The organism is Olivibacter sp. XZL3 (assembly GCF_004368405.1).
Taxonomy (GTDB): domain Bacteria; phylum Bacteroidota; class Bacteroidia; order Sphingobacteriales; family Sphingobacteriaceae; genus Olivibacter.
In genome coordinates, this window is record NZ_SBJH01000004.1 from 157,884 (window position 1) to 181,182 (window position 23,299).

The 23,299-nt window shown below is 44.7% G+C and carries 19 protein-coding genes; 11 read left to right on the top strand and 8 right to left on the bottom strand.

What is annotated here, in order from left to right:
* Nucleotides 1–57 precede the first annotated feature (57 nt).
* Entirely contained in the window at nucleotides 58–705 is a 648-nt protein-coding gene (locus EPX21_RS01480; protein WP_134087906.1) for an HAD family hydrolase, read from the bottom strand.
* Nucleotides 706–716: 11 nt separating this feature from the next.
* A complete protein-coding gene (locus EPX21_RS01485) occupies nucleotides 717–1,469 on the bottom strand; it encodes a DeoR/GlpR family DNA-binding transcription regulator (RefSeq protein ID WP_134087907.1) in 753 nt (250 codons plus the stop codon).
* A 255-nt stretch (nucleotides 1,470–1,724) separates the two neighbouring features.
* Here EPX21_RS01485 and EPX21_RS01490 point away from each other — a divergent pair, with 255 nt between their 5' ends.
* The gene (locus EPX21_RS01490) at nucleotides 1,725–2,018 is read left to right on the top strand and encodes a YciI family protein (protein WP_206105968.1); all 294 of its coding nucleotides are present in this window, start codon (nucleotides 1,725–1,727) and stop codon (nucleotides 2,016–2,018) included.
* 221 nt (nucleotides 2,019–2,239) lie between these two features.
* On the opposite strand, the gene EPX21_RS01495 is transcribed toward EPX21_RS01490, so the two are convergent.
* Complete coding sequence (locus EPX21_RS01495) at nucleotides 2,240–3,883, bottom strand: FMN-binding glutamate synthase family protein (RefSeq protein WP_134087908.1); 1,644 nt, start codon at nucleotides 3,881–3,883, stop codon at nucleotides 2,240–2,242.
* 671 nt (nucleotides 3,884–4,554) lie between these two features.
* Between EPX21_RS01495 and EPX21_RS01500 the strand changes: the two genes are divergently transcribed.
* From EPX21_RS01500 to EPX21_RS01530, 7 genes are all read left to right on the top strand, one after another.
* Nucleotides 4,555–4,764, top strand: a complete 210-nt coding sequence (locus EPX21_RS01500; RefSeq protein WP_134087909.1) for a hypothetical protein — start codon at nucleotides 4,555–4,557, stop codon at nucleotides 4,762–4,764.
* A gap of 441 nt (nucleotides 4,765–5,205) precedes the next feature.
* On the top strand, nucleotides 5,206–5,676 hold the full coding sequence (locus tag EPX21_RS01505; protein WP_134087910.1) for an RpiB/LacA/LacB family sugar-phosphate isomerase: 471 nt from the start codon (nucleotides 5,206–5,208) through the stop codon (nucleotides 5,674–5,676).
* A 45-nt stretch (nucleotides 5,677–5,721) separates the two neighbouring features.
* On the top strand, nucleotides 5,722–7,137 hold the full coding sequence (gndA, locus tag EPX21_RS01510; RefSeq protein ID WP_134087911.1) for an NADP-dependent phosphogluconate dehydrogenase: 1,416 nt from the start codon (nucleotides 5,722–5,724) through the stop codon (nucleotides 7,135–7,137).
* A gap of 54 nt (nucleotides 7,138–7,191) precedes the next feature.
* Nucleotides 7,192–8,706: a glucose-6-phosphate dehydrogenase gene (gene zwf, locus EPX21_RS01515; protein ID WP_134087912.1), complete on the top strand. Its 1,515-nt coding sequence runs from the start codon at nucleotides 7,192–7,194 to the stop codon at nucleotides 8,704–8,706.
* A gap of 10 nt (nucleotides 8,707–8,716) precedes the next feature.
* Entirely contained in the window at nucleotides 8,717–9,439 is a 723-nt protein-coding gene (gene pgl / locus EPX21_RS01520; protein WP_134087913.1) for a 6-phosphogluconolactonase, read from the top strand.
* Between the two features lie 441 nt (nucleotides 9,440–9,880).
* Nucleotides 9,881–10,336 carry a (2Fe-2S)-binding protein gene (locus EPX21_RS01525; RefSeq protein WP_134087914.1) on the top strand — a complete coding sequence of 152 codons (456 nt, stop codon included), beginning with the start codon at nucleotides 9,881–9,883 and terminating at the stop codon, nucleotides 10,334–10,336.
* A 33-nt stretch (nucleotides 10,337–10,369) separates the two neighbouring features.
* A complete protein-coding gene (locus EPX21_RS01530; RefSeq protein WP_134087915.1) occupies nucleotides 10,370–12,658 on the top strand; it encodes a xanthine dehydrogenase family protein molybdopterin-binding subunit in 2,289 nt (762 codons plus the stop codon).
* Nucleotides 12,659–12,724: 66 nt separating this feature from the next.
* On the opposite strand, the gene EPX21_RS01535 is transcribed toward EPX21_RS01530, so the two are convergent.
* From EPX21_RS01535 to EPX21_RS01550, 4 genes are all read right to left on the bottom strand, one after another.
* The gene (locus EPX21_RS01535) at nucleotides 12,725–15,331 is read right to left on the bottom strand and encodes an alpha-L-arabinofuranosidase C-terminal domain-containing protein (protein WP_134087916.1); all 2,607 of its coding nucleotides are present in this window, start codon (nucleotides 15,329–15,331) and stop codon (nucleotides 12,725–12,727) included.
* 57 nt (nucleotides 15,332–15,388) lie between these two features.
* Nucleotides 15,389–17,770, bottom strand: coding sequence for a glycoside hydrolase family 127 protein (locus EPX21_RS01540; protein ID WP_240768463.1), 2,382 nt, complete (start codon nucleotides 17,768–17,770; stop codon nucleotides 15,389–15,391).
* 409 nt (nucleotides 17,771–18,179) lie between these two features.
* Complete coding sequence (locus EPX21_RS01545) at nucleotides 18,180–19,496, bottom strand: sugar porter family MFS transporter (RefSeq protein ID WP_134087917.1); 1,317 nt, start codon at nucleotides 19,494–19,496, stop codon at nucleotides 18,180–18,182.
* A 194-nt stretch (nucleotides 19,497–19,690) separates the two neighbouring features.
* The gene (locus EPX21_RS01550; RefSeq protein ID WP_134087918.1) at nucleotides 19,691–19,963 is read right to left on the bottom strand and encodes a hypothetical protein; all 273 of its coding nucleotides are present in this window, start codon (nucleotides 19,961–19,963) and stop codon (nucleotides 19,691–19,693) included.
* A gap of 499 nt (nucleotides 19,964–20,462) precedes the next feature.
* Between EPX21_RS01550 and EPX21_RS01555 the strand changes: the two genes are divergently transcribed.
* The 3 genes from EPX21_RS01555 to EPX21_RS01565 all read left to right on the top strand — a co-directional run bounded on the left by EPX21_RS01555 (nucleotide 20,463) and on the right by EPX21_RS01565 (nucleotide 21,827).
* Nucleotides 20,463–20,732, top strand: a complete 270-nt coding sequence (locus EPX21_RS01555) for a hypothetical protein (RefSeq protein ID WP_240768464.1) — start codon at nucleotides 20,463–20,465, stop codon at nucleotides 20,730–20,732.
* Nucleotides 20,733–20,842: 110 nt separating this feature from the next.
* Nucleotides 20,843–21,223, top strand: coding sequence for a YidH family protein (locus EPX21_RS01560; protein WP_134087919.1), 381 nt, complete (start codon nucleotides 20,843–20,845; stop codon nucleotides 21,221–21,223).
* A 139-nt stretch (nucleotides 21,224–21,362) separates the two neighbouring features.
* A complete protein-coding gene (locus tag EPX21_RS01565) occupies nucleotides 21,363–21,827 on the top strand; it encodes an STAS/SEC14 domain-containing protein (protein ID WP_134087920.1) in 465 nt (154 codons plus the stop codon).
* A gap of 231 nt (nucleotides 21,828–22,058) precedes the next feature.
* On the opposite strand, the gene rocD is transcribed toward EPX21_RS01565, so the two are convergent.
* Nucleotides 22,059–23,297, bottom strand: a complete 1,239-nt coding sequence (gene rocD, locus EPX21_RS01570; RefSeq protein WP_134087921.1) for an ornithine--oxo-acid transaminase — start codon at nucleotides 23,295–23,297, stop codon at nucleotides 22,059–22,061.
* Nucleotides 23,298–23,299: the final 2 nt, after the last annotated feature.

Here is a 23,299-nt window from a genome sequence, read left to right on the forward strand (position 1 = left end):
ATTCCAGGAAGAACATAGCTAAGGAAGGCCCTTCTAAAAGGAGAGGTGCGCCCCTCCTTATACCCTATTTTTTAAATAAGTAAAGAAATCCGACACTGTTTCGATTAATTGATCGGGCTTCAATTCTTCAAGTGCCTGTTTGTCTGTCGTTGGCGCCCATGTTACCGCCACCATCGGCACATTGCTCTTTCTGGCAGCAGTGATATCAGAAGGTGCATCCCCTACATAGACCGCTTCATCCGGATCCAAACCGAATTTTTTCAAGATATTAACAATACCTTTTTCTTTACTAGGGCCTTCCGAGTTCCCTGTTTCAATGTGCCTAAAGCAATGCAGAATCCCAAATTTTTCGAGTGATAGCAGCGCGCTCTTCTGCCCTTTTCCGGTTACCATAGTGATTAATACTCCGTTCTGCTCAAGAAAAGAAAGCACATCCGGAACACCTTCAAAACAAGTAGGCACCATATCGTGCAGTTTTGTATAAGAATTATAATATTCAATTAAAGCATTCGCATGGTGATCGTCCGCTACAAAAGCCCTTATGGTGCCCTCTTCAGATGGGCCGAACGTTGCAATGATTTCCGCATCTGAAAGCTTTCTGTTCGCCAACGGCTCTATCGATTCTTTGAAAGCTTTTATGCAAAGCGGAAGCGTATTGGCCAACGTTCCGTCGAGATCGAATATAACCATCTTTAGTTTTTTCATAAGATTCTTTTTTATATAACTGTGACACCTTTGTTTACAAATGATTGCATTAATGGATGATCAGTAGATAGTTCGGTAACCAAAGTATCGATCTCGGTCGTCTCGCAGACCCTGTGGGTAGACCGTCGGCCGAGTTTGTCTGACGTGGCTACCACTACCGTTTTATCGGCTACCTGGCACATCATGTTTTTTACCATCGCCTCCTCAGCGATAGGATCGCTCACGCCATCTTCCACATGTAGACTATGTGCGCCCAAAACACAGATATCTACATGAAGTCGCGCGTATTCTTCGTATACTTTTATTCCGGTGGTTATCTGAGAATTTGTCGATATCGTCCCACCGATAAAGATAGTTTTTACGCTTTCTGCCTGTAAAAAAAGATTGGCAACAGGAAAACTATGCGTAATCACGGTCAAACGGACATCGTGAGGCAAGGAAGCTGCAACCATAAAAGGGGTCGTCCCTCCATCGAATACTACCGTCATACCCGAACGGAAGATCGTCCGCGTTTTATCGCCCACGATTTCTTTCTGCGGTGTTCCATATCGTTCTCTTCCTTGGTAAGAAATCGGCAACACCGTTTTTACAGACGCCCCGCCCTTCACCTTTGTAAGCAGACCTTTATCAACCAATTCCGTGATATCTCTACGTATGGTATCTTCAGACACCCCTATTAGTGCGCTTAACGCTGTATATCCAACTTCCTGTTTCTTTCGAAGCTCACGCAATATAAAGCTGTGTCTTTGAACTTTATTATTCATATTTTTTTTGCAACAGAAAGCAAATATATTATATTTAATGCAAAAAATTGCAAATATCACAACAAATATCTGGCGTAATAAGCCTTTGCTTCTATGAGGTAAAAATCAGATGGATTTTATAACTTAGATGCAGGTACGCGAAAGAAAATATTAAAAAAATGTCCAAAATCCGCACTGTGAGTTGTCTTTAAAACAAACATTAAACAAAACATCACGAAAAAATTCCTATTACTGCTCCATGAAGGCATTGAAAAAATGAGAGATTTATACCCAACACAGATGGAAGCCTTACAGAATGCTCATATTGCCTGGGCTACCAAATTAGCAGAATCGGAGCATTTCAAATCAGGAGGCGGTTTACATGAAAACGGGGTGCTCATTATAGGGAAAGACTGCGTGATAAAAGACGGACCTTATTTAGAATCTAAAGAATTGGTAGGCGGATATTATCTGCTGCAAGCGGATGACCTGAACACCAGAAGAATGCCCCGGTCACCTCTGGGGAGGCACTACGGAAATCCGCCCCATAATGGATATGGAAGAATATGAACAATAAAACTAAGTCTACAATTGAATCTACTTATAGGATTGTATGCGGAAAGCTGTTCGCTGCACTCGTGAAATAGTTCGGACTAAATTATGTCAGCGAAATCGAGCATGCCCTTCAAAACGCATTCTTAAAATTGTTAAAGATTCGGTATGCGGACAAAATTCCTCAAAATAAAGAGAACTGGCTTTTTATTGTTTCGTGAGTGCACGAAATACTACTCTTACCCCGTCATCGGCTTTTTTGCCCATGCATATTCCGCGAAGTCTACTTCATCGAAATTGGGTTCGAACGATTCCGCACAGCTGATTTTCATTAGAAACGCAAACGACGGTGGAAAAGGCCCTTGCAATAAGCTTCCCGTCGGGATATAAGGATAGCTGTCTAGATAAGTTTCAACCTGATTCGGCGATACCCTCCGGTGAATATGTACCCGGTGAATGTGATCAGGATGTCTGATCCCCGCAGCTCCCATCAGTTCCCCAGCACTCTTCACCGTTTCAGCGTGAAAATTGGCCACCCTCGTCTTTTTATCCGATACCACCAGGCCTTTAACCAATTCGGGATCCTGTGTAGCGACGCCGGCCGGACAGCTGTTGGCGTTACATTCAAGCGCCTGGATGCAACCCAGCGCCATCATCATCCCGCGGGCGCTATTGCAGATATCGGCTCCCAGCGCAAAGTTTTTCACTAGATCAAATCCGGTGGCTACTTTTCCCGTCGCGATGATCTTAATATGCCGCTTCAGATCGAAGCCTGTCAGGCAATCATATACAAAGGCCAATGCTTCACGCAGCGGCATCCCCACCGAATTAGAAAATTCCAGCGGAGCGGTACCGGTCCCACCTTCTCCACCATCCACCCCAATAAAATCTGGATAAATGTTTGTCTGCACCATTGCTTTACAAATGGCTACAAATTCACTGCGGTGTCCGATACACAACTTGAAACCAACCGGTTTACCTCCCGAAAGATCCCGCAATAGCTTAACAAACTCCAGCAGACCTATAGGGGTCGAAAACGCGCGGTGGTAAGGTGGCGAATCGACATCCTTTCCGGCTTCAACCATTCGGATACGAGCAACCTCTTCGGTAACCTTGGTCGCCGGTAGCATGCCACCGTGACCAGGCTTTGCGCCTTGCGACAGTTTAATTTCGATCATCTTTACCTGAGGATGTTGTGCCTTTTTACTAAACGCCTCCGGATCGAAATTTCCGTCCGGATGCCGGCACCCGCAATAGGCCGTACCGATCTGCCATACTACATCGCCTCCACCTTCCAAGTGATAGTCGGTCAATCCGCCTTCCCCAGTATTGTGATAAAACCCGCCGATTTTTGCCCCTGCGTTTAGTGCCATGACGGCATTCTTACTTAGCGAGCCATAACTCATGGCCGAAATATTGAATACGCTACTAGAATAAGGCTGAAGACATGCCGGGCCGCCTACGGTTACACGTGGATGTTCGTTTACCTTGAAATAATCAAGAGCTGTGATGCTGTGGCTTAACCACTCGTAGTTGTTTTCGTATACGTTCAATTGGGTTCCGAATGCCGTAGTATCCCGTTCACGCTTCGATCGCTGGTAGATCACACTGCGGTGAAGCCGGTTAAATGGACGCCCGTCTGTATCACTTTCTACAAAGTACTGTTGAATTTCCGGACGAATACTTTCAAACAAATAGCGCAAGCGCCCCAAAAGCGGAAAATTACGCCGGATAGCCCGTTTCGTCTGGATCATATCCATCATCCCCAAACCGATCAAGGGCACCACAATAAACAGACTCCATAATACAGGAAGCCACCAGATGCTGGTTAGGCCTATAAGAGCATTTGCCAGAATAGCACTGTATACAAACTTTTTTCGCATTAGTCTAAGTTTTCGATTGTTAAACTACTTTACCCTCCCCCTCACAGAATCGGGCAGGTCAACGGCCCACCATTTTTCCGTATATCACAGCCAAGCTCACACTCCGCCGTTCCGCTTCGATTGCTGGCAGCAAAACTATCCCCGCAATATTGGACTGACTTAAAATGGTTATTAGAACATGCTTATAACTCATACATTCCGATTAAAACGAGTTTAGAAAAGTGTGGTCAACCAGCCTGATCAAACTCTTGACAATCGCTCCCGAACGACAACATACCGACTTGAAGCTGACCAGCTATTGATGTGGTATAACAGTGGAAAGACTTATCGATATCGAGCTAATCTTCAGTTAAAAAGTAACCTTGAAGGATTCATGTAAAATATCGTCAAAAGCATCCGACACTTCCTTTTGTGCGCAATCCTTGAACTTTTTTTACAAAGACCCGTCAACTGCGCCCCATTATTTACCACAGAGCAGCGTATAAAAAAGGAAATAACCTGCGACTATTTCACAGAGGCTAATACATCAAGCTTCAGAAATATGTTTTAAAACTTTGAATATTAACAAACTCAAGCATAAGGCATTATGTGATCATATTGTAAAGTTATGCGAAGCAAATATTGTTGTACATTCTGTAACTTGTGGGCCATTTACTCTTAAAACGAACGATATGAATAATGGTCTACACGCTTTGAGCATTCTTTTGAATATCCAAATTCAAAACAACAATATTGGAGAGGTGCCTTACATTCCATTAGGCGAACGCTATATTGTCACCGAAGATTTTTGTACAAACGAATTGGAATTAAACGATCTACACCTTTATAAATGGACGATTAAATCGTTAAGCGAGATACTGAATTTTGCAGCGCGACTGTAGCCGGTCTACCAAGCCCCTTTCTGCCGTTAACGATCTCCCAAAAACGAAGGTTTTCATTTCATGAAACCATTACGAACTGCTCGTTTCAAAAGCCGTTTCCGGTCGAATATTGTCCTTTTGCGCACGCCTAATACGGCGCCCCGCTAACCTCGCCCTCTAACCGACACTTGAATCCGTATAAGTACTTCCTACACTTCGGCACTTCCCTACTTATTCTTTACATCGTTCAAACCAGCTACGAAAAGCTTTGTTACTTAAGTTAAACAAGCTTGAAATGTATTACAGCTTTTATGCAGTCATCGATGGCAGTCCATCAGTAGCCTCTTCGGAAGTTTCGTCCATAAAATTGCTTTTTAAGGATCATTCTATAGAATTTAAACAGGAATTTTAGCTGCATAAAGGGTAACAGCACAAAGAGGATAACCCATAAAAAACGACAGAATGAAAATAGGCATAGCGGCAGATCATGCGGGCTTCGAGCAGAAGCAGCAACTGCATAAACAACTAAAAGAACAAGGTTTCGATATCATTGATTACGGCGCAACGAGTTACGATGCGTCAGACGATTATCCAGACATTATTAAACCGTTAGGGCTCGCCTTGGCAAAGGGCGAAGTGGAGCGAGGCATTGCAATTTGTGGAAGCGGGGTTGGTGTATCAGTCGCAGCAAATAAAATTCCCGGCGTGCGCGCAGCCTTAATAACCGAAACCTATTCTGCACATCAAGGTGTGGAGCATGATGATATGAACTTGCTCTGTTTAGGAGGCCGCGTTATCGGTCCGCAACTCATCTGGGAATTGGTAGACGCCTTTTTAAAAGCGCAATATATCGGAGAAGGACGCTTCCAGCGTCGTCTGGACAAAATAATTGCATTAGAACAACAGTTCGGAACAATTAAAAATATAGATTAGCACCCGAAAACAGATTTAAGAAGACGCACTAATAAATATTACTATATGGAATCATTCGATTTTGGCATTGTTGGCCTCGGTGTAATGGGCAGAAATTTGCTACTCAACATGGCCGACCATCAATTTGCTGTTGCAGGACTAGATTTAGATGTAGCGAAAGCAACTTCCTTAGAAAGTGAGGCGAATAAAGGCCACCGTGTGAAAGGCACCACATCACCCGAAGAATTTGTAAAGCTGATTAAACGCCCGCGCGCCATTATGCTACTCGTTCCGGCCGGCAAACCGGTGGATGCAGCAATCGAAACACTTCTCCCCTATCTGGATGCAGGAGACATTGTTATTGATGGCGGGAACACTTATTTCCCTGATACAGATAGACGTGTAACAGCACTTGCTGAAAAGAATATACATTTCTTCGGTATGGGAATCTCCGGCGGCGAGAAAGGCGCCCGTTTTGGCCCCAGTATGATGCCGGGAGGCGATCAAAATGCCTACGAACGCCTGCGCCCTATATTCGAAGCGATCGCCGCGAAGGTAGATGGCGAACCTTGCGTCGCCTTTTTAGGTAACGGCTCGGCCGGCAACTATGTAAAAATGGTGCATAACGGCATAGAATATGGTATTATGCAACTTATCGCCGAGACCTACGATCTTCTGAAAAGAGCGTACGCTTTCGATGATGAAAGCCTACAACAGACGTTTGAACAATGGAACCAAAGCGAACTTCAATCCTTTTTAGTCGAGATCACCAGCGAGGTACTAAAAAAATACGATGATGAAACCGGCCAACGGCTGATCAACCTGATTTCTGACCGTGCACGCGCCAAAGGTACGGGCAAATGGACTTCTCAAAATGCAATGGATTTACAAGTTCCGATCCCATCTATTGACGTAGCGGTCAACATGCGCGATATTTCAATTTATAAGGAAGAACGCATACAAGCGGCAGAACAGCTAATTTGGGATTATGCGATCAAACCAATAGATCCGGATGAAAAGGCAACCCTGCAAGAAAAGGTCAAAAATGCATTTTACTTTGCAATGATTACCATTTACGCCCAAGGGCTGGCGCAGCTACATGTCGCATCTGCGACTTACGATTATGGCTTAAATCTGGAGGAAGTTACCAAAATATGGCGGGGCGGCTGCATTATCCGCGCCGTGTGTTTAGAAGATTTCCGCCAAGCTTATAAACGTAATGCATCACTTCCCAATATTTTGTTAGACAAAGAGATCGGCCAGAAATTGGTAGACAAGCAAGCTGATTTACGCTTTGTAATAAAAGAAGCTGTCGACAAGGGTGTACCGGTGCCGGCCTTTATGTCTTCTTTAGCATATTTTGACGCTTACCGAAGTGCCTTATTGCCTACGAACCTAATTCAGGCTCAACGCGACTATTTTGGTGCCCATCTTTATGAGCGGACGGATAAGCCTGGTACCTTTCATACGCAGTGGGATTAATGCGCCAACCGTATTATCATTCATGTTTTAAACGATTGAAAACACAACACACAAATGAAAACAGGTAAAAAGGCTACCCCAACCATCATCGTAATTTTTGGAGGTACAGGAGATCTGGCAAAAAGGAAGTTAATTCCGGCTTTCTACAACCTATTTTTGGACGGCTGGATGCCCGATAAGTTTGCCATTATTGGCCTAGGCAGAACCGAGTTAGACGATGATCAGTACCATGATCATTTACTTGATGGGCTGATTCAGTTTTCGCGCAAAGGTAAGCCTAACGACGTGGAATGGAACGAGTTCAAAAAGAACATCTCTTATTTCAGGTCGAACATCAACAATGCTGAAGACTATAAAGTATTGGCAAATAAGCTGGATCAACTGGACGCTGAATGGAATATACGAGCCAATCGTCTATTTTATTTGTCGGTAGCTCCTCAATTCATCGAAGCTGTAACAGTCAACATAAACAACAGCAAGCTTGCTTCCGAGCCTGCGTCCGACCGTATTGTTATCGAAAAGCCTTTTGGTCATAACAAGGAAACAGCCATCGAACTGAATAACTTATTAACACGTACTTTTCACGAAGAACAGATTTATCGAATCGACCACTATCTCGGTAAGGAAACCGTACAAAACATCCTGGCGTTTCGCTTTGCCAATGCCTTATTTGAGCCGCTGTGGAATCGAAATTATATCGACTCGGTACAGATAACGGTCGCCGAACAAGTGGGCGTAGAAGAACGTGGCGGGTATTATGAAGGCTCCGGCGCCTTACGCGATATGATTCAGAACCACCTGCTTCAAATTTTATGCATGGTGGCCATGGAAGCTCCGGTATCTTTCCAAGCAGAAGAAATCAGGAACCGAAAGGTAGATGTGTTGCGAGCGGTACGTAGGATAAAGCCCGAAGATGTTCACCATTATGCAGTGCGAGGCCAATATGACGCCGGTTGGATACAAGGAAAGAAAGTTCCTGGCTACCGGGAAGAACCGGAAGTATCACCTAGGTCGAATACGGAAACTTATGTTGCTATTAAGTTTTATCTGGACAACTGGCGCTGGCAGGGTGTACCTTTTTATTTGCGTACAGGTAAAAGGATGCAGGAAAAAACTTCTTCTATTACCATACAGTTCCGACCGGTTCCGCATTCTACCTTCCCCGAAAGTCAATCGGATAGCCTAATGCCCAACCGACTCACCATAAACATACAACCACAGATGGACATCCGTCTACGCTTTATGGCAAAAAAGACCGGGCTGGAAATGAACCTTAATCCGGCTGAAATGATCTTTGATTACGACACTTGCTCGACTCAAACGCCTGAGGCTTATGAAACCCTTCTACTAGACGCCATGCGGGGTGACACAACGCTGTTTATGCGTTCCGACCAGGTAGAAGAAGCATGGGACGTCATTATGCCTATCTTAGACACTTGGGAGGCACGCGAGTCCTTGGATTTTCCCAACTATGCCGCCGGCACCTGGGGCCCCGAAAATGCGGAAGCTTTGATAGCGCGCGATGGACACGTTTGGGCAACCAATGTTCATCCAAAAGAACATCACTAAAAAATTCAAAATGATTAACGTTTTCAATAATATCAATACACTGAGCGAAAGTGCAGCTGCGCTGTTTGTACAAACAGCACAACGTTCAATCGAAGCAAAGGGCCGCTTTACAGTAGCTTTAACTGGAGGCAGCTCCCCTGTACAACTCTATAAACTTCTTGCTAGCCATCCCTATGTGGAGAATGTCGACTGGACCAAAGTTTTTGTGTTTTGGGGAGATGAACGTTGGGTTCCTTTAACCGACGACAAAAGTAACGCTAAAATGGCTTACGAAACGCTTTTGACACATGTGCCTATACCCGAAAGTCACATTTTCCCCATGTGGGCGGTCGATACAACACCGGAGGCCTATGCAAAGATCTACGAAGCATTACTGATTAAACATTTAGGTGCCAACTCTCAATTCGATTTAATCTTACTGGGCATGGGTGAAGATGGGCACACAGCCTCCCTATTTCCGCATACCGCTGTCTTAAAGGAAGAAAAGAAATGGGTGGATGCTTATTACCTGGAGGCTCAGCAAATGTACCGGATTACGCTAACCGCTCCGCTGATCAACCAAGCTAAAACCATTGCCTTTATCACCTATGGCAAAGGCAAAGCAAAAGCACTTCACGAAGTTTTGAACGGCCCTTCAAATCCCGACCTATATCCATCCCAACTGATCCAACCGAAGGATGGAGAAGTTTATTGGTTTGTCGACGAAGCAGCAGCTCAGGAGACCACATTGTAATAAAAACTAACGGTCGGATGGCGAATGACTAACAACCGCGTTCGACAGCCGGAATCTTGCCAAGACCTTGGTTTATACAGCGGAGTGTCTAAAAAAGTTTCATTTCGACCGGACCCCGAGACTTCGGTGGAAGTGGAGAAATCCGCTATTTGTAACTAACTCATTAAGAGATATCTTCCTGCTACCGGCAGACAGGGATTCCGTTACACTACACTCTCGATATGACGTTGGAGGATTTTTTAGACACTCCCTTATTTCCTTCGCTTCCTTCGTCAAACCACTGCTTCGCAATTAGTGAGTATGAAGTACGAATAGAATATAAAGATTATTTTCTAAGTTTGTTTAATAGAGCGGTAAACAAATCAACCCCGCTTTTCCGGCAACTCACTTAAAGGATCGCTTCATGACTATCCTTACTGATAAAATGCAACTGATAACAACATGGCAAATTATTCAATTCAGGTAAACGATAAAACGTACGAAGTGGATGTAATGGACGACATGCCTCTATTATGGGTTTTGCGAGATGTGCTTGGCTTACGAGGAACCAAATATGGATGTGGAAAAGCACTCTGTGGCGCATGTACCGTACATTTAGACGGTACGGCGATCCGCTCATGCAGCTTCGCTATTTCGGCCGTGGGAAAAGGCAAGATAACCACGATTGAAGGAATTTCAGCTAATGGCGATCATCCCGTCCAACAAGCATGGGAACAATACATCGTGCCGCAATGCGGCTACTGCCAAACAGGCCAAATAATGAACGCTGTAGCTTTATTGAAGAGCAATCCCCAACCCTCCGAGCAGGAGATTGAGCAAGCGATGCAAGGAAACCTCTGCCGATGTGGCACTTATAATAGAATCAAAGCGGCTATACTGAGTGTAGCCAAGGCCTAGTCTCTTTAATCATCTATTAACGCCGTTACCAAAATGAATATTCCGACATCCAATAAAAAAGAGTTAAAGAATGTCACTTCCCAAGTTTTTAAAGCCTCTAGACGAGACTTTTTAAAAATGGGCGGTTTACTTGCCGGAGGCTTTGTGCTTGGTGTAAACTTCTTCGGCTGCAACGAAAAGGGCGAAAAGATTACCTCCATTGCACCCAACGTCTATTTACAAATTACTTCTACAGGTGAAGTAATTATCATCACGCATCGTTCTGAAATGGGACAAGGCATTCGCACGTCCCTTCCGCTCATTGTGGCCGACGAGTTAGGAGCCGAATGGAGCAAAGTACGCATTGTGCAAGCAGAAGGTGACGAAAAAAAATACGGCAGCCAGAATACCGACGGCTCTTTCTCGGTACGCATGTTCTATAAACCTATGCGAGAGGCTGGAGCCATCGCCAAACTCCTATTTATGCAGGCAGCGGCGAAGCAATGGCAGGTTCCCGTTGCGGAGTGTGATACAGCTGCAGGCAAAGTCGTACACCGAAGGTCGGGAAAATCCATTGAATTTGGTAAATTGGTGACAACGGCCCAAACTCTTCCTATCCCGAACGTAAAGGATATTAAGCTTAAAGAGCGACAGCAATTTACCATGATCGGCAAAGCAACGCCCATTGTCGATCTACACGATATCGTGAGCGGGACGGCGGTATTTGGCATCGATACTGTTGTCGAAAACATGAAGATTGCAGTGATAAAACGCTGTCCTGTGTTAGGGGGAAAAGTAAAATCCTACAATGATAAAGAAACACTTGCTGTGCCGGGTGTGCTAAAAGTGATTCCTATTAAAGGAGGAGACATTCCTCCCACCATTGAAAAGCCTTTAAGCGGTGTAGCGGTCATTGCAGAGAATACCTGGGCCGCCATTAAAGGTCGTGATCTTTTGGATGTCACGTGGGACTTAGGGGAACATGCTACATACGACTCCGCACAACAACTGGAGGAATTGAGCAAAGAGATATTAAAAAAGGGTACAATCAGAAGAAACCGTGGTGATTTCGATCGGGCTAAAGTTGAGGCTAAAAAGGTTATTGAACACACCTATATCGCTCCCTATCTGGCACATGGAACCATTGAACCGCCTAACGCCTTAGCGGTAGTAAAAAATGGCAAATGCGAAGTGTGGGCGCCGACGCAACACCCACAAGGCGCTCGAGATGCGGTCGCCAATGCGCTGGGGATGCCGGCCGACGAGGTAAAGGTGAACATCACCCTCTTGGGCGGCGGTTTTGGAAGAAAATCGAAACCAGACTTTATTGTAGAAGCGGCCCTTTTAGCTCAAGAATCTGGCCTTCCTATTAAAGTACAGTGGACACGCGAAGACGATTTACATCACGACTTTTTTCATGCCTTGAGTGTCCAACGTATTACCGCGACTATCGATCAAAACAATCAGATTAGTGGCTGGAACCATCATATAGCTTACCCGTCCATTAGTGCTACTTTTGACACATCGGTGCTGCAACCGGCGGACGGTGAGCTGGGCCAGGGAGCGAGCGATTTCCCTTACGATGTGCCAGCCGTAAAGGTGGAAACGCACGATGCAAAAGCACATTTAAGGATCGGATGGCTTCGCTCCGTGCGGAATATCCCGCAAGTTTTTGCGATTGCAACGATGTTGGATGAACTTGCCGAGGCGCGAGGGCTCGACCCCGTTAAGCAGGCCTTGGAACTCTTGGGCGATGACCGCGCCATTACCTTTGACGATGAAATAGTAGACGGTAAATATGGCAACTATGGAGAAGACATCAGCGTTTATCCATGGGAAACCGGCCGTATGAAGAAGGTTATCGAAAAAGTGGCGCAAGAAGCTAACTGGGGAAGAAAGCTACCTGCGGGTTCGGGACTCGGTTTTGCTGCACACAAAAGTTTTCTTACCTATGTCGCTTGTATAGTAGAAGTGAAAGTAGGTCCGGATAACAAAATCAGTATTCCGCATGTACATTATGCGGTTGATTGCGGTACGGCAGTTAACATAGATCGTATAAAATCGCAATTTGAAGGTGGTGCCCAGTTTTCGGCGAGTATTGCCTTAAAAAGCGAGATCACCGTCAAAGAAGGCGCTGTAGTACAAAACAATTTCGATAGCTATCAAATTGTACGCATGCCGGAAGCGCCACAACAAATCCATGTGCACATTATAGAAAGTGAGGACAAACCAACCGGTGTCGGCGAGCCGCCCGTACCTCCCTTTACCCCCGCTTTGTGCAATGCCATTTACGCTGCTACCGGTAAACGTATTTACAAATTGCCCATCGACCTAAAGGGCTAGAAAAACGAAGGATGTCTAACGCTACCTGCGCTAGCATCCCTGGTATTATATAGGGCTTGGTGAATATCAAATTTGTCTCGTTTTAAAACGAAAAACAGTAAAGGAGTAGGCCGACAGCTCATCATTAAAATCTTTATGCGCCATAACCCTATTACTTTTCGGTCTGGCCTTCCTGTCTTCCGGACTGCCCGTTAGCACGGTTTTTATAGCCTCGGTGTCCAAATCGCCCAGCTGCCCTAAGTCCAGCGTCACACGGGCCGTCACGGGCAAAAGATTAACCATTTTGACGATGACATCACCGCTTTTGCTGTCGCGTACAACCGAAATTGCGAAACGTTTTCCAACAGCGGCGTCTTTCTCTGATAGCTCCACTCCTGTCGGCAAATAGGTATCGCCTGCATGTTGCCCATACAGCTGCTGCACGTAATAGCCTACCGTTGGCTTTATTTCGGTATTGTTAAAATAAATGAGATCGGGATTCCATTGGGTATGGTTCTCTTTAGCCAACAAAGGCGCATAGGAAGCCATACTAACCACATCCCCGTTGCGTTCTAAACTCGTCAGGTACAAAGCTTCCGCAAGTGCCGTCTCTAAATTATTCGGCCTGCCCGGCAGATGCGCAGCGTATTCTCCTAAATACACCTTCGCCTTTGTGCGATCATATTTGTCATAGTATTCCTGATTGTGTATAAACCATCCGGGCGACTGATAATAATGCTCATCTATCATCGGCACCTGCAGTTTATCGGCAATATGCCAGCCTTCGGTATAGTCGGTACCTTCAAAACTCGGTCCAACCGTGCCAATAACGGTTATTTCTGGGTGCTTTTCCCGCACCTTGTTGAAGATCATGGTAAAACGTTCTTCAAAAACATCGGTAATTAGGTCTTCATTGCCAATACCGATATACTTCAGATTAAAAGGCTTCGGATGACCGGCATCCGCACGTTTTTTACCCCACACGGTACTAACATCACCATTTGCATATTCAATAAGATTCAGTACTTCTTGTATATAACTATCCATCTCCTCAAGGGGGATCCCGCCTTGTTGTCCGGCACCACCCACCGAAGAATTCTGGCAAGGAACACCGGCTGGCACAACCGGTACAGGCTCGGCACCGATATCCTCGCAAAACTGAAAATATTCAAAGTAGCCTAGGCCCGCCGTCTGATGATAATTCCATAAATTCCGTTGCGGCACCCTTGCTTCTAGCGGGCCGATGGTATTTTGCCAACGGTACATATTGGCTAGACCATCCCCATGAGCAACACAGCCACCAGGAAAACGCACAAATCGTGGATGAATATCAGCTATCGCTTGGGCCAAATCCGCACGCAGTCCGTTTTTCCGGCCTTTAAATGTCTTCTCCGGAAACAAGGATATCATATCCAGATGGACTTGTCCCACTTTTTGCGGAATAATTTCCAAACACGCATCCGAAGCGCCTTTTTTCGCTAAAATAGAGGCTTCATATTTTGTCCACTCGCTTCCTATATTATCAATTCGCGTCTCGCCTAAAGGAACGCCATCCCGGTCCGATAAACGGATCAAAAACCCGCCAAAGCGCCTTTGATCCGCCTTTGCAAACACAGAGAAATCGTAACGGTCGCCAGCTGTAATTGGAATTCCGTCAAAACCTTCATTTATCAAAGCCGTACCGACCTTTTTTATTTTTAACACCGCATAGTGCGGATTATTAGGATGCAATGGATCGAGACTATCAACCTTAAAACCGTCGTCTTGCCCTTTCAAAGTCCAAGCCTTGTAACTGTTCCAGCTCGTATCCGCACCTTTTTTGTCGCTTAAACGATATTCAAAGTCTCTATTTTGTACAAGCTCAGCATACAAACCACCGTCGGCTGCATAATTAATATCTTCAAAGAAAACCCCCATCAACAAATCACTGATTTTTTTATTATTAGCTACATCGATCGTTACTTTAACATCCAAGGGCTTCAGTGACGCAAAACGACTTACATCTTCCGCTGTTTTTTCCGACCATAAAGTTTGCTCGTAAGCCGCGTGTTGCTGCGCCTTCATCAAACCTTTTATCAAAGTCCACGGCACTTTATGCGTCGTTCCCGTTTCCTCCACATGGTCGATACGGATACTTTTTCTATATTCGGCCAAAGGCCTATCGAGACGTTCAGCCACCGAGAAATGTTTAAAATCGGCGGTCGAACTGCGGAAATAGTCGGCCTCCTCCCCTTTTATACGCTGCCACATGATCATAAATTGACTATTTATCGTGTCGAAGGAAATAGTCGGCATTAGGCAATTGTCTTCTGGCATTAATATGGGATAGGACTGACGCTGCCAATACACCAAGTCTTTTGACGCAGCATGTGCAACAACACCATCTGTTTCGTTAACAGACCACACGGCGTGCCACATATCATCCGGACCATGGTATAAAAAAGGAGTAAGCATCCGCTTTTGCGCTCCCCAAGTTCCGTAATCGCAACGAACATAACTATGCTCCGGTCCTATTGCATGCCAGTTGTTCCGGTCGATACTCCATGCGAAATGTAGTCCGTTCCGCCCCCCGTTTTTTAACGACGCATAGGCAAAAAGATAGGCAGAATCCGGTTCTTTTGTGATTACGGTACCGCCGGCTTGCATGCAATGAAGTAAACTGAAGGTAATTACTAAAAATAAGTACTTTTTCATTGATATGATGTGTAGTTTATTTTGCATCTTTCTGATTTGAATACGGTATAGGCGCTGCTACTTCAACAACCTGATCTCTAAAATTTTTCCTGTAGTCTTTTCATTGCATGCCTTAATTTTAACCCTTAATTTATCTTGAACTACATCCGCTTTTTCCAGATTAAAGCTTGAAATATCGATCCCTTCCGAATCTTTTGCTTGATCTGTTAAGGAAAGCCTCTTATCGTTTATCCAAAGTTCATAACAAGCTCCTGTATCGTGTTCGTGTTTAATACTTATTGTTTTACTTTGCCGGCCCTTGTTGTTCATTTCATAACTAAACCATCCTCTTGCGGCACGCCAGTGATAATCACCCAACACCCCTGTATAGGAATCCTCTTGCTGCATATGATGATCCGACTCCGGTTGTTGTTCACCCAATGATACGACGTCTACCGTTTGCTTATCGAGCTTTAATTGTGCTTCTTCACGCTGACGTGCCGCCTTGGTAATACTATCTAATGACCGTGTGTCAGCTGTGCGCCAATAAACGGTATAACGTGCATCGTGTATAGAAAAGAAGGGTTGAAGGGTCGCTTTGGTTGCTTTTCCTTTTTGATGTAGGTGACTGAGTTCAAACAACAATCTATTTGCATCTAAAACCTTCGCGTGCTGGCTGAGCGCTCCGTTTTCAGACACCAGGATCGGGTTGGCATCCGTTGGAAGTAATGCGCCCGCAGCAATATGCCCCATTCTCTTGTCGTCGGCAAAAAGTCCTTTCAGATCTTCCGTTCCATTTTTTGATGCCAGCACAATTGGGCCATAGGTATAGGAGACCCATGGTTCACCGCTTGGTAATAGCTCGGCCTTTATTTCCATAGGCAAATCAAAGGTAATAATGGATTTTCCTGCCCATGTACGGTTGATTTCCCAATATCCTTTTGTTTCTTGATAGCTTATTTTTCTGCCATTTACCAAAAGATTAATGCTTTTCTCTCCTAACCAGTTTGGCTTGCGGATAAAGACCGAAAAAGCCTTCGGTTTTACTACTTCAATGGTAATTTCGCTTTTCTGACCGTAAGGGAACGCTGTATTCTGTTGCAGCGATATGCCTTGCTGCGGCCATTTCAATGTTGACGGAATAAAGAGATTAACATAAAGATCCGCTCCGCTATGGGAGTAAATTAACTCTCCGTATTTGCCGTGGTTTTCTAACCCACTGCCGACACAGCACCAGAAACAGGCCTGCGCTTGGGAATATACCCGATAATGATTCGGGCGCATAGGTGTAAAATAAACAAAACCACCTTCCGAAGGATGTTGTGACGAAAGAATATGATTGTAGGTGGCTCTTTCGTAATAATCGATGAATCTCCGCTCCGGATCCAGTAAGAAAAGATCTTTGGACAATTTCATCATATTATAGGTGTTACAGGTTTCCGGTCCTTCGCGAGACGACAACATTTTTCCGAAACTATTCAGGGCATGAAAATGTTCACTTTCACTGTTTCCGCCGATCGATACAGTACGACGCTCCACCACCGTCTCCCAAAAAAAACGGGCAGCATCTACCCAGGCCAAGCTATCGGCCAGCGCCGCAATTTTCTCAAAACCTATCACCTTGGGAATTTGGGTATTGGCGTGTAAGCCCGTCAGCTCGTCTTTGCCCGCCATTAACGGCTGTAGTATGGCACGATGTGAAAGTCGTTCAGCCATTCTTAAGTATTTTTGGTCGCCACTTATTTGGGCCAGATCCGCGAATGCTTCGTTAATTCCGCCATGTTCAGAACGTAATATGGTTTGGATCTGCTCATCAGTGAGCCCATCGAATACGCTTAACCACCAATTCCCTAGCCTAAGAACCATTTGTCTCGACTGCTCATTTCCTGTATAACGGTACGCATCAATTAAACCGGCAAAGAGCTTATGAATATTATAAATGGGAACCCATTTCCCATTTAAAGAAAAAGATTGGGCTTCTATTTTCCCGCGTTTTATGTCGTTCCACATCTGCTTGCCTCCCGGAATACCGCCCAGATAACCTTCCGAGTCTTCATCCTGACAGCGTTTTAATTCGCTTAACATATAGGCAAGTCGATCCTGTATAGCTTGGTTTCCGGTCGCCGCAGCCATGAGCGATAATGCAGAAAGATAATGACCACCTATATGACCATCCAAACCGGTGTTTTCCCAGTTGCCATAGCGCTCGGCTTTTGGCTCCAGACCGGCCTCACTTAAATAGGGCGCTAGCAAACGATCTGGATTTAACGCCAGTATATAATGGAGATCCACTTCCTGCGCTTCTTTTAGTGGTCCATCGCCCAATCTTATTGATGCTAGCGGAAAGAGCTCCATCTTGGCCTCCTGAGTCCATGATCGCGTCGGTATCCCAAGCGATAAACAAAAAAAGGAAAAAGCAACTATCTGTTTTAACCGTAAGACAGTTGTCATTATTTTCATACACATAATTTGTCGTGTTCTTTGGGAAATATGCTAAAATTCCATTGCCAGCCTCTAGAAGCGGACAAGCCTTTTGGCTTCCTCTTTTTTCGAGGTATAACAACACCACATTTGGCGAACTTTCAGGCAATTTTTCATTCGTATTAACTGGTTAGTGTATAAGTGTTATATTAACAATTATAATTCAAATATATAAATCCTTCTTAACATATCAAATAAAAGCAAGAAAAATCCAGCGCAGCCGTATTTAGCGTCCAATAGGCTACGTATATGAAAAAAAGAATGTTTTTAGTGTATCTGCACTTGGTATAGAGCCGCTCCGGAAAAAGCCCGCGAGCAATATCCTTAGCTAATCAAGTAAAAGAAAGCGGCCTAGGTAGTGAAATCTAAATCCGAGCCATAAGAGGAATCAAATCCCCAGTTCTTTCTGTATCTCTTCCAAACTTTTGCCCTTGGTTTCCGGCATTACACGCCAAATGAACAGAAAAGAAAGAAACATCATGATGCTATAAAAAACGAAAGAGTAAAAGCCGCCCATAGGACTGCCCTCAACGATGATAGGAAATAACCAAGAAATGATCGCTGCCATAATCCAGTGCGTAAAACTGCCCAGCGATCCGCCCTGAGAGCGTACAGAATTAGGGAATATTTCCGAAATAAACACCCAGATCACAGCTCCCTGCGAAAAGGCAAAGAAGGCGATAAACCCGATCAAATAAAGAATAACATGCTTATCAGCCGTTTCCGGGTTATTAAATGAAATAGCCGTTAAGGCTAAAAATACAACCATTCCCACCGCCCCTGTCAGTAACAGACGTTTTCTACCGAAGCGATCGATAACCGTCATGGCTAAGGCGGTAAAGATAAAATTAGCAAGGCCGATATAAACCGATTGTTGAAAGGCGTCGGCCTTATTAAAGCCTGCCATTTCAAAAATCCTAGGTGCATAATATAAAATGGCATTAATGCCCGAAAGCTGATTGAACATCGCCAACAAAATGGCATATAAAATGGGCTTGTTATACTTTCCATTAAAAAGATGTTCCCGCGTACCGCTGGCAGCTAAACGGTGCTCTTCTCGAATGAGCTGTGAAGCCCCTTGTTCGCCCAAACGAACAAAAATCCGCTCGGCTTCTTCGTCTTTATCGTGCAACACCAGCCATCTCGGACTTTCTGGTATCCACTGAAGCAAAATAAAAAATACTACCGCCGGAACCGCCATTACACCTAGCATATAGCGCCAGGCATTATCGGCACCGGTGGCCGAAAATAAGTAATTCGTTAAATAAGCAATCAATATTCCGCCAACGACATTAAGCTGGAACATACCAGCCAATCGCCCCCTCGTCTTTGCAGGCGATATCTCGGCGATGTACATCGGGCCGACAACCGATGAAGCGCCCACCGCAATTCCTCCTAAAAAGCGAAACGTAACGAATAGCAACCATGGTTGTGCAAGTGCGCAACCGATCGCCGAAAGCACGTAAAACAGCGCAATACCGATGAGTACCTTTTTCCTCCCAAACTGCTGTGCCGGCGTTCCAATAATAAGAGAACCTAAAACCGTTCCAATAAGGCTTGCCGCAACTGTGAACCCAAGCCAAAAGGCGTCCAGATTCCAAAATTCCTGAATGGTTCGCTCTGCCCCAGAAATAACCGCTGTTTCGAAACCAAACAAAAAGCCGCCTAAAGCCGCAACTAAGGCAATACGTGCAGAATATGTCATATCTTTAGATCTTATACCACTAACATAGCTAGAAAGGCTAAAATATCTAAAATATTATCGAAAACTCAATTTCTTTAATAAATTCGTTTGTTTTGTTCCAAAATGTGTGACATTAGGAAAGCGTTAACGTCGGAACGTTTTTAGAAGGCAGCCTTATTTCCATGGATAACTGCTCATTGAGGAAGAGACACGGCTTAATTAAAGTGCACCCGCTGATGAATATCTTTTTCCATTTGGTCTGCGATCGCAAAAACAAGCGCGATGCCGTTCGCTAAATTAATCGTTACAGCTTTATTCCGCTCAAGAGATTCCGCAAACGAGTCAATTATGTATTCCTTATGCACAAAGCTTTCTTCTTCATTCACATACTGATTAAACCATTTTAAAAGCTCCGCGAAGCTCCTGCACGATACTGGATTGATCAGCACATCGGGATAACATCTTCTAATAAATCCTACTGTGTACATTATCGGTTACTTGATATTCGTTAAAAAAGGCACTCTGTGGTCACCTACTCCCAATATCATTGGAGTAATGGCGCATTTTTTCACAAAGAAAACACAATACGTGTTCAATGCGAAAAATTTTACACGAAAAGGCTTTGTCTTTACACCAAAACCAATTAACGGCTGTCGAATGGTTTTTTCTCATTCCTAAAAATCCCCGGCATCTACCAATATACCCACTTACATGTCGCACCGAATACCGGCAGAAGTGAAATATTGAGCAGCCAGGCACCTTACTATTTCTTAGGAAGGTAATATCGATTTATTAATCGGTATAAGAACTGTACTAATAAAGATACGATATCATTGTCAGAAAGTTTTTCATGTTTTATAAACTGTGGCTTCTGTAAAGTTTTCAAGCATACTTCAAGCTGAAAACCAACCGATTAAATGATAAGCTCATACAGAATACATATTCTATTAACCACATAACCAGCTATTTTTACTCAAAACGGATAATTTGGCAACATTTTTGCACAGTGATATCTTCAATCGAATACTGACTAACATGCCCTTAACGTTGAAATCCCTAAGCAAACTGTTGCGCATCCCAATTAAAACGATTGGTGAATTTGACTATTTGCCTTTGAACGACAAATACGTCATAACCGAACATTACTTCAATAAAGAACTGGAAATAAATAACTTAGAGAACTACCAATGGCAAACACTATCCAGCGAAGGGTTAACGGATATCCTTAACTATAGGTCTCATCACTTGTTGGAATAACCCCACATTTATTATGCGTAAGCCAAGCCGGTTGTTTTCTCACTATTCTTCGGGCCTGCTTTCGCAAACAGTTGGCCTATTAATCTGTTCTTAAAAAAAGTTACGCGCAAATGGAGAAAGATAAAAAGCCTGTTCCCAATGACCATCTTGCCAATGAACGGACTTTTTTAGCGTGGGTCCGTACCTGTATAGCTACCATCGGACTGGGCTTTGTTGTAGTCAAATTCTCCTTATTCATCAGACAACTCAGCTCGGTAATAGACATAGGAACCAGCTTTCCCCATCACCGATACTCGGATTCGATAGGCATGGCATTAGTGGCTAGCGGCATGACCATGGCCGTTTTTGCCTACTATCGATTTAAAAAGACGCAAGAACAGTTGTTGGCCAATAACTTTCGGCCCTCTTGGCGCACATTCCTCGGTATCACTATCGCTATTATAGTGCTGGGTGTGGTCTTGGTGTGGTATCTCCTGCAAAGCACGCGCTAATCCCCTCATTCTTTCACCCTATTCCGTTTTGAAATTCACACATTTCACATTTCATTATACCGCATGCCCTCGTGGCCTAGCTGCGTAGAACATTTATATCTTGCCGCTGTTAGAAATTGTATAACCGTTAGTATACATTATGTTAGAAAAAATAGAAGCCCTGCCACCCCATGTGTTCGGCGTACGTGCGTCCGGCGATGTTAGCGGAAAAGATATAATAGACGTGTTGCTACCAGGCTTAGAAAAACTATCGTCGCAGTATGGTGAGATTCATTATCTGCTCATCCTTAATACGCCTGTGAACGATTTTAATGTTAATGCCTGGTTCCAGAACATGGTCACCGGCATGAAACATTTACACGAATGGAAAAAAATGGCCATTGTAACGGATGAAGAAAACGTACATACTTTCACCGATATGGCCAGCAAACTCATACCGGGCGTAGCAAAAGGCTTTTCGCACACCGACGTTGGAACAGCCGTTGCCTGGCTTTCCACTAAACCGAGCGGAAAACGCTCGCTGCAAAAGCTTGCTTTGGTGACATTGAGTGCAGTACTTGCTGCAGGATTGATCTATTGCAGTCTCGTAAAAAAAACCAATTAAGGAGCCGTCGAATACGTCGAACTTAATAACCTGAGTTCGACTATTCTTTATGAGTTCAGAAATTCAATAGCCGTCCTAGGCAAGGCTTTTCTAACTCGTCTTGATAACAGACAGATCATTCAATTGCTTTTGATAGGGCGGACAAAAAAAATGCAGGTAAAAAGGGCTAAATCAGATTTGAACTTAACCTTTTTAATCGCGAAAACGAGATCATAAACACCGCTAACATCCTCAAAAACATGCAGCCAAACTCTGTTCGATGATGGCCAGTGCGCGATCCATTTCATCACGCGTTATGACTAGCGGTGGCGAAAAGCGAATTTTATCGCCATGCGTTGGCTTGGCCAACAGGCCATTACGTAACATCTCCAAACACAATGACTCGGCAGCGTCCGCATGATCATGGCGCAGCACCACGGCGTTTAATAAACCTTTACCACGGATCTCAGCGATGTTTGGATGCTCCAAGGCGCGCAATCTGTCTCGAAAGTACGCCCCTTGTGTCTCCGCATTACTCACCAAGTTTTCCTCGTTCAATACCTCCAGAGCCGCCATGGCTACCGCGCAAGCCAACGGATTACCTCCATAGGTAGAACCGTGTTCACCTGGCTTCAAGCAAAGCATGATATTATCGTCACACAGCACCGCCGATATCGGCAGCATCCCACCGCTCAAGGCCTTTCCCAAAATTAGGATGTCGGGCCGCACATCCTCGTAATCGCAAGCTAACATCCGACCCGTTCGAGCAAGACCTGTTTGTATCTCGTCGCCAATAAAAAGGACCCCCGCCTCCTTGCACAATCGATAGGCCCCTGTCAAATAACCTGCATCCGGCACGCGGACACCAGCCTCACCCTGTATCGGCTCTACCAGAAATGCGGCAACCTGCGCATCCGCTACGGCTTCGGCCAAGGCTTCCAGGTCGTTATAAGGAATGGAAATATATCCGGACATAAAGGGCCCGAAGCCTTTCTTTGCTTTCGGGTCGGTACTGAAGGAAATAACATTTAACGTGCGTCCGTGAAAGTTTTCGCTTACCGTAATAATTTTTGCACGATCCGGCGGTATACCTTTTACCGTATATGCCCATTTACGAGCCAGCTTCAAAGCTGTTTCCACCGCCTCTACCCCGCTGTTCATCGGCAGTACCTTGTCATAACCAAAATAGTCGGTTATATAGGCGGCATATTCCGCTAAAAGTTCGCTGTGGAACGCGCGCGACGTTAATGTCAGCTTTTGCGCCTGCTCTATAAGCGCGTTTACAATTTTGGGGTGACAATGCCCTTGGTTCAGAGACGAATAACCGGAAAGGAAATCGAAATACTCCTTACCTTCAACATCCCATACAAACACCCCTTTCCCCTCCCGTAACACCACGGGTAATGGAGCATAATTATGGGCTCCATACCGTTCCTCCAACGCTATCAGCGAACGCGTGTCCTTATTCACAAAATCGTACTTACTCACCATTT

What these genes read in the sequence shown, in the direction of transcription:
- EPX21_RS01480 (WP_134087906.1), bottom strand. Translation starts at nt 705, where the DNA reads ATGAAAAAACTAAAGATGGTTATATTCGATCTCGACGGAACGTTGGCC.
- EPX21_RS01485 (WP_134087907.1), bottom strand. Translation starts at nt 1,469, where the DNA reads ATGAATAATAAAGTTCAAAGACACAGCTTTATATTGCGTGAGCTTCGA.
- EPX21_RS01490 (WP_206105968.1), top strand. Translation starts at nt 1,725, where the DNA reads ATGAGAGATTTATACCCAACACAGATGGAAGCCTTACAGAATGCTCAT.
- EPX21_RS01495 (WP_134087908.1), bottom strand. Translation starts at nt 3,883, where the DNA reads ATGCGAAAAAAGTTTGTATACAGTGCTATTCTGGCAAATGCTCTTATA.
- EPX21_RS01500 (WP_134087909.1), top strand. Translation starts at nt 4,555, where the DNA reads ATGAATAATGGTCTACACGCTTTGAGCATTCTTTTGAATATCCAAATT.
- EPX21_RS01505 (WP_134087910.1), top strand. Translation starts at nt 5,206, where the DNA reads ATGAAAATAGGCATAGCGGCAGATCATGCGGGCTTCGAGCAGAAGCAG.
- gndA (WP_134087911.1), top strand. Translation starts at nt 5,722, where the DNA reads ATGGAATCATTCGATTTTGGCATTGTTGGCCTCGGTGTAATGGGCAGA.
- zwf (WP_134087912.1), top strand. Translation starts at nt 7,192, where the DNA reads ATGAAAACAGGTAAAAAGGCTACCCCAACCATCATCGTAATTTTTGGA.
- pgl (WP_134087913.1), top strand. Translation starts at nt 8,717, where the DNA reads ATGATTAACGTTTTCAATAATATCAATACACTGAGCGAAAGTGCAGCT.
- EPX21_RS01525 (WP_134087914.1), top strand. Translation starts at nt 9,881, where the DNA reads ATGGCAAATTATTCAATTCAGGTAAACGATAAAACGTACGAAGTGGAT.
- EPX21_RS01530 (WP_134087915.1), top strand. Translation starts at nt 10,370, where the DNA reads ATGAATATTCCGACATCCAATAAAAAAGAGTTAAAGAATGTCACTTCC.
- EPX21_RS01535 (WP_134087916.1), bottom strand. Translation starts at nt 15,331, where the DNA reads ATGAAAAAGTACTTATTTTTAGTAATTACCTTCAGTTTACTTCATTGC.
- EPX21_RS01540 (WP_240768463.1), bottom strand. Translation starts at nt 17,770, where the DNA reads ATGAAAATAATGACAACTGTCTTACGGTTAAAACAGATAGTTGCTTTT.
- EPX21_RS01545 (WP_134087917.1), bottom strand. Translation starts at nt 19,496, where the DNA reads ATGACATATTCTGCACGTATTGCCTTAGTTGCGGCTTTAGGCGGCTTT.
- EPX21_RS01550 (WP_134087918.1), bottom strand. Translation starts at nt 19,963, where the DNA reads ATGTACACAGTAGGATTTATTAGAAGATGTTATCCCGATGTGCTGATC.
- EPX21_RS01560 (WP_134087919.1), top strand. Translation starts at nt 20,843, where the DNA reads ATGGAGAAAGATAAAAAGCCTGTTCCCAATGACCATCTTGCCAATGAA.
- EPX21_RS01565 (WP_134087920.1), top strand. Translation starts at nt 21,363, where the DNA reads ATGTTAGAAAAAATAGAAGCCCTGCCACCCCATGTGTTCGGCGTACGT.
- rocD (WP_134087921.1), bottom strand. Translation starts at nt 23,297, where the DNA reads ATGGTGAGTAAGTACGATTTTGTGAATAAGGACACGCGTTCGCTGATA.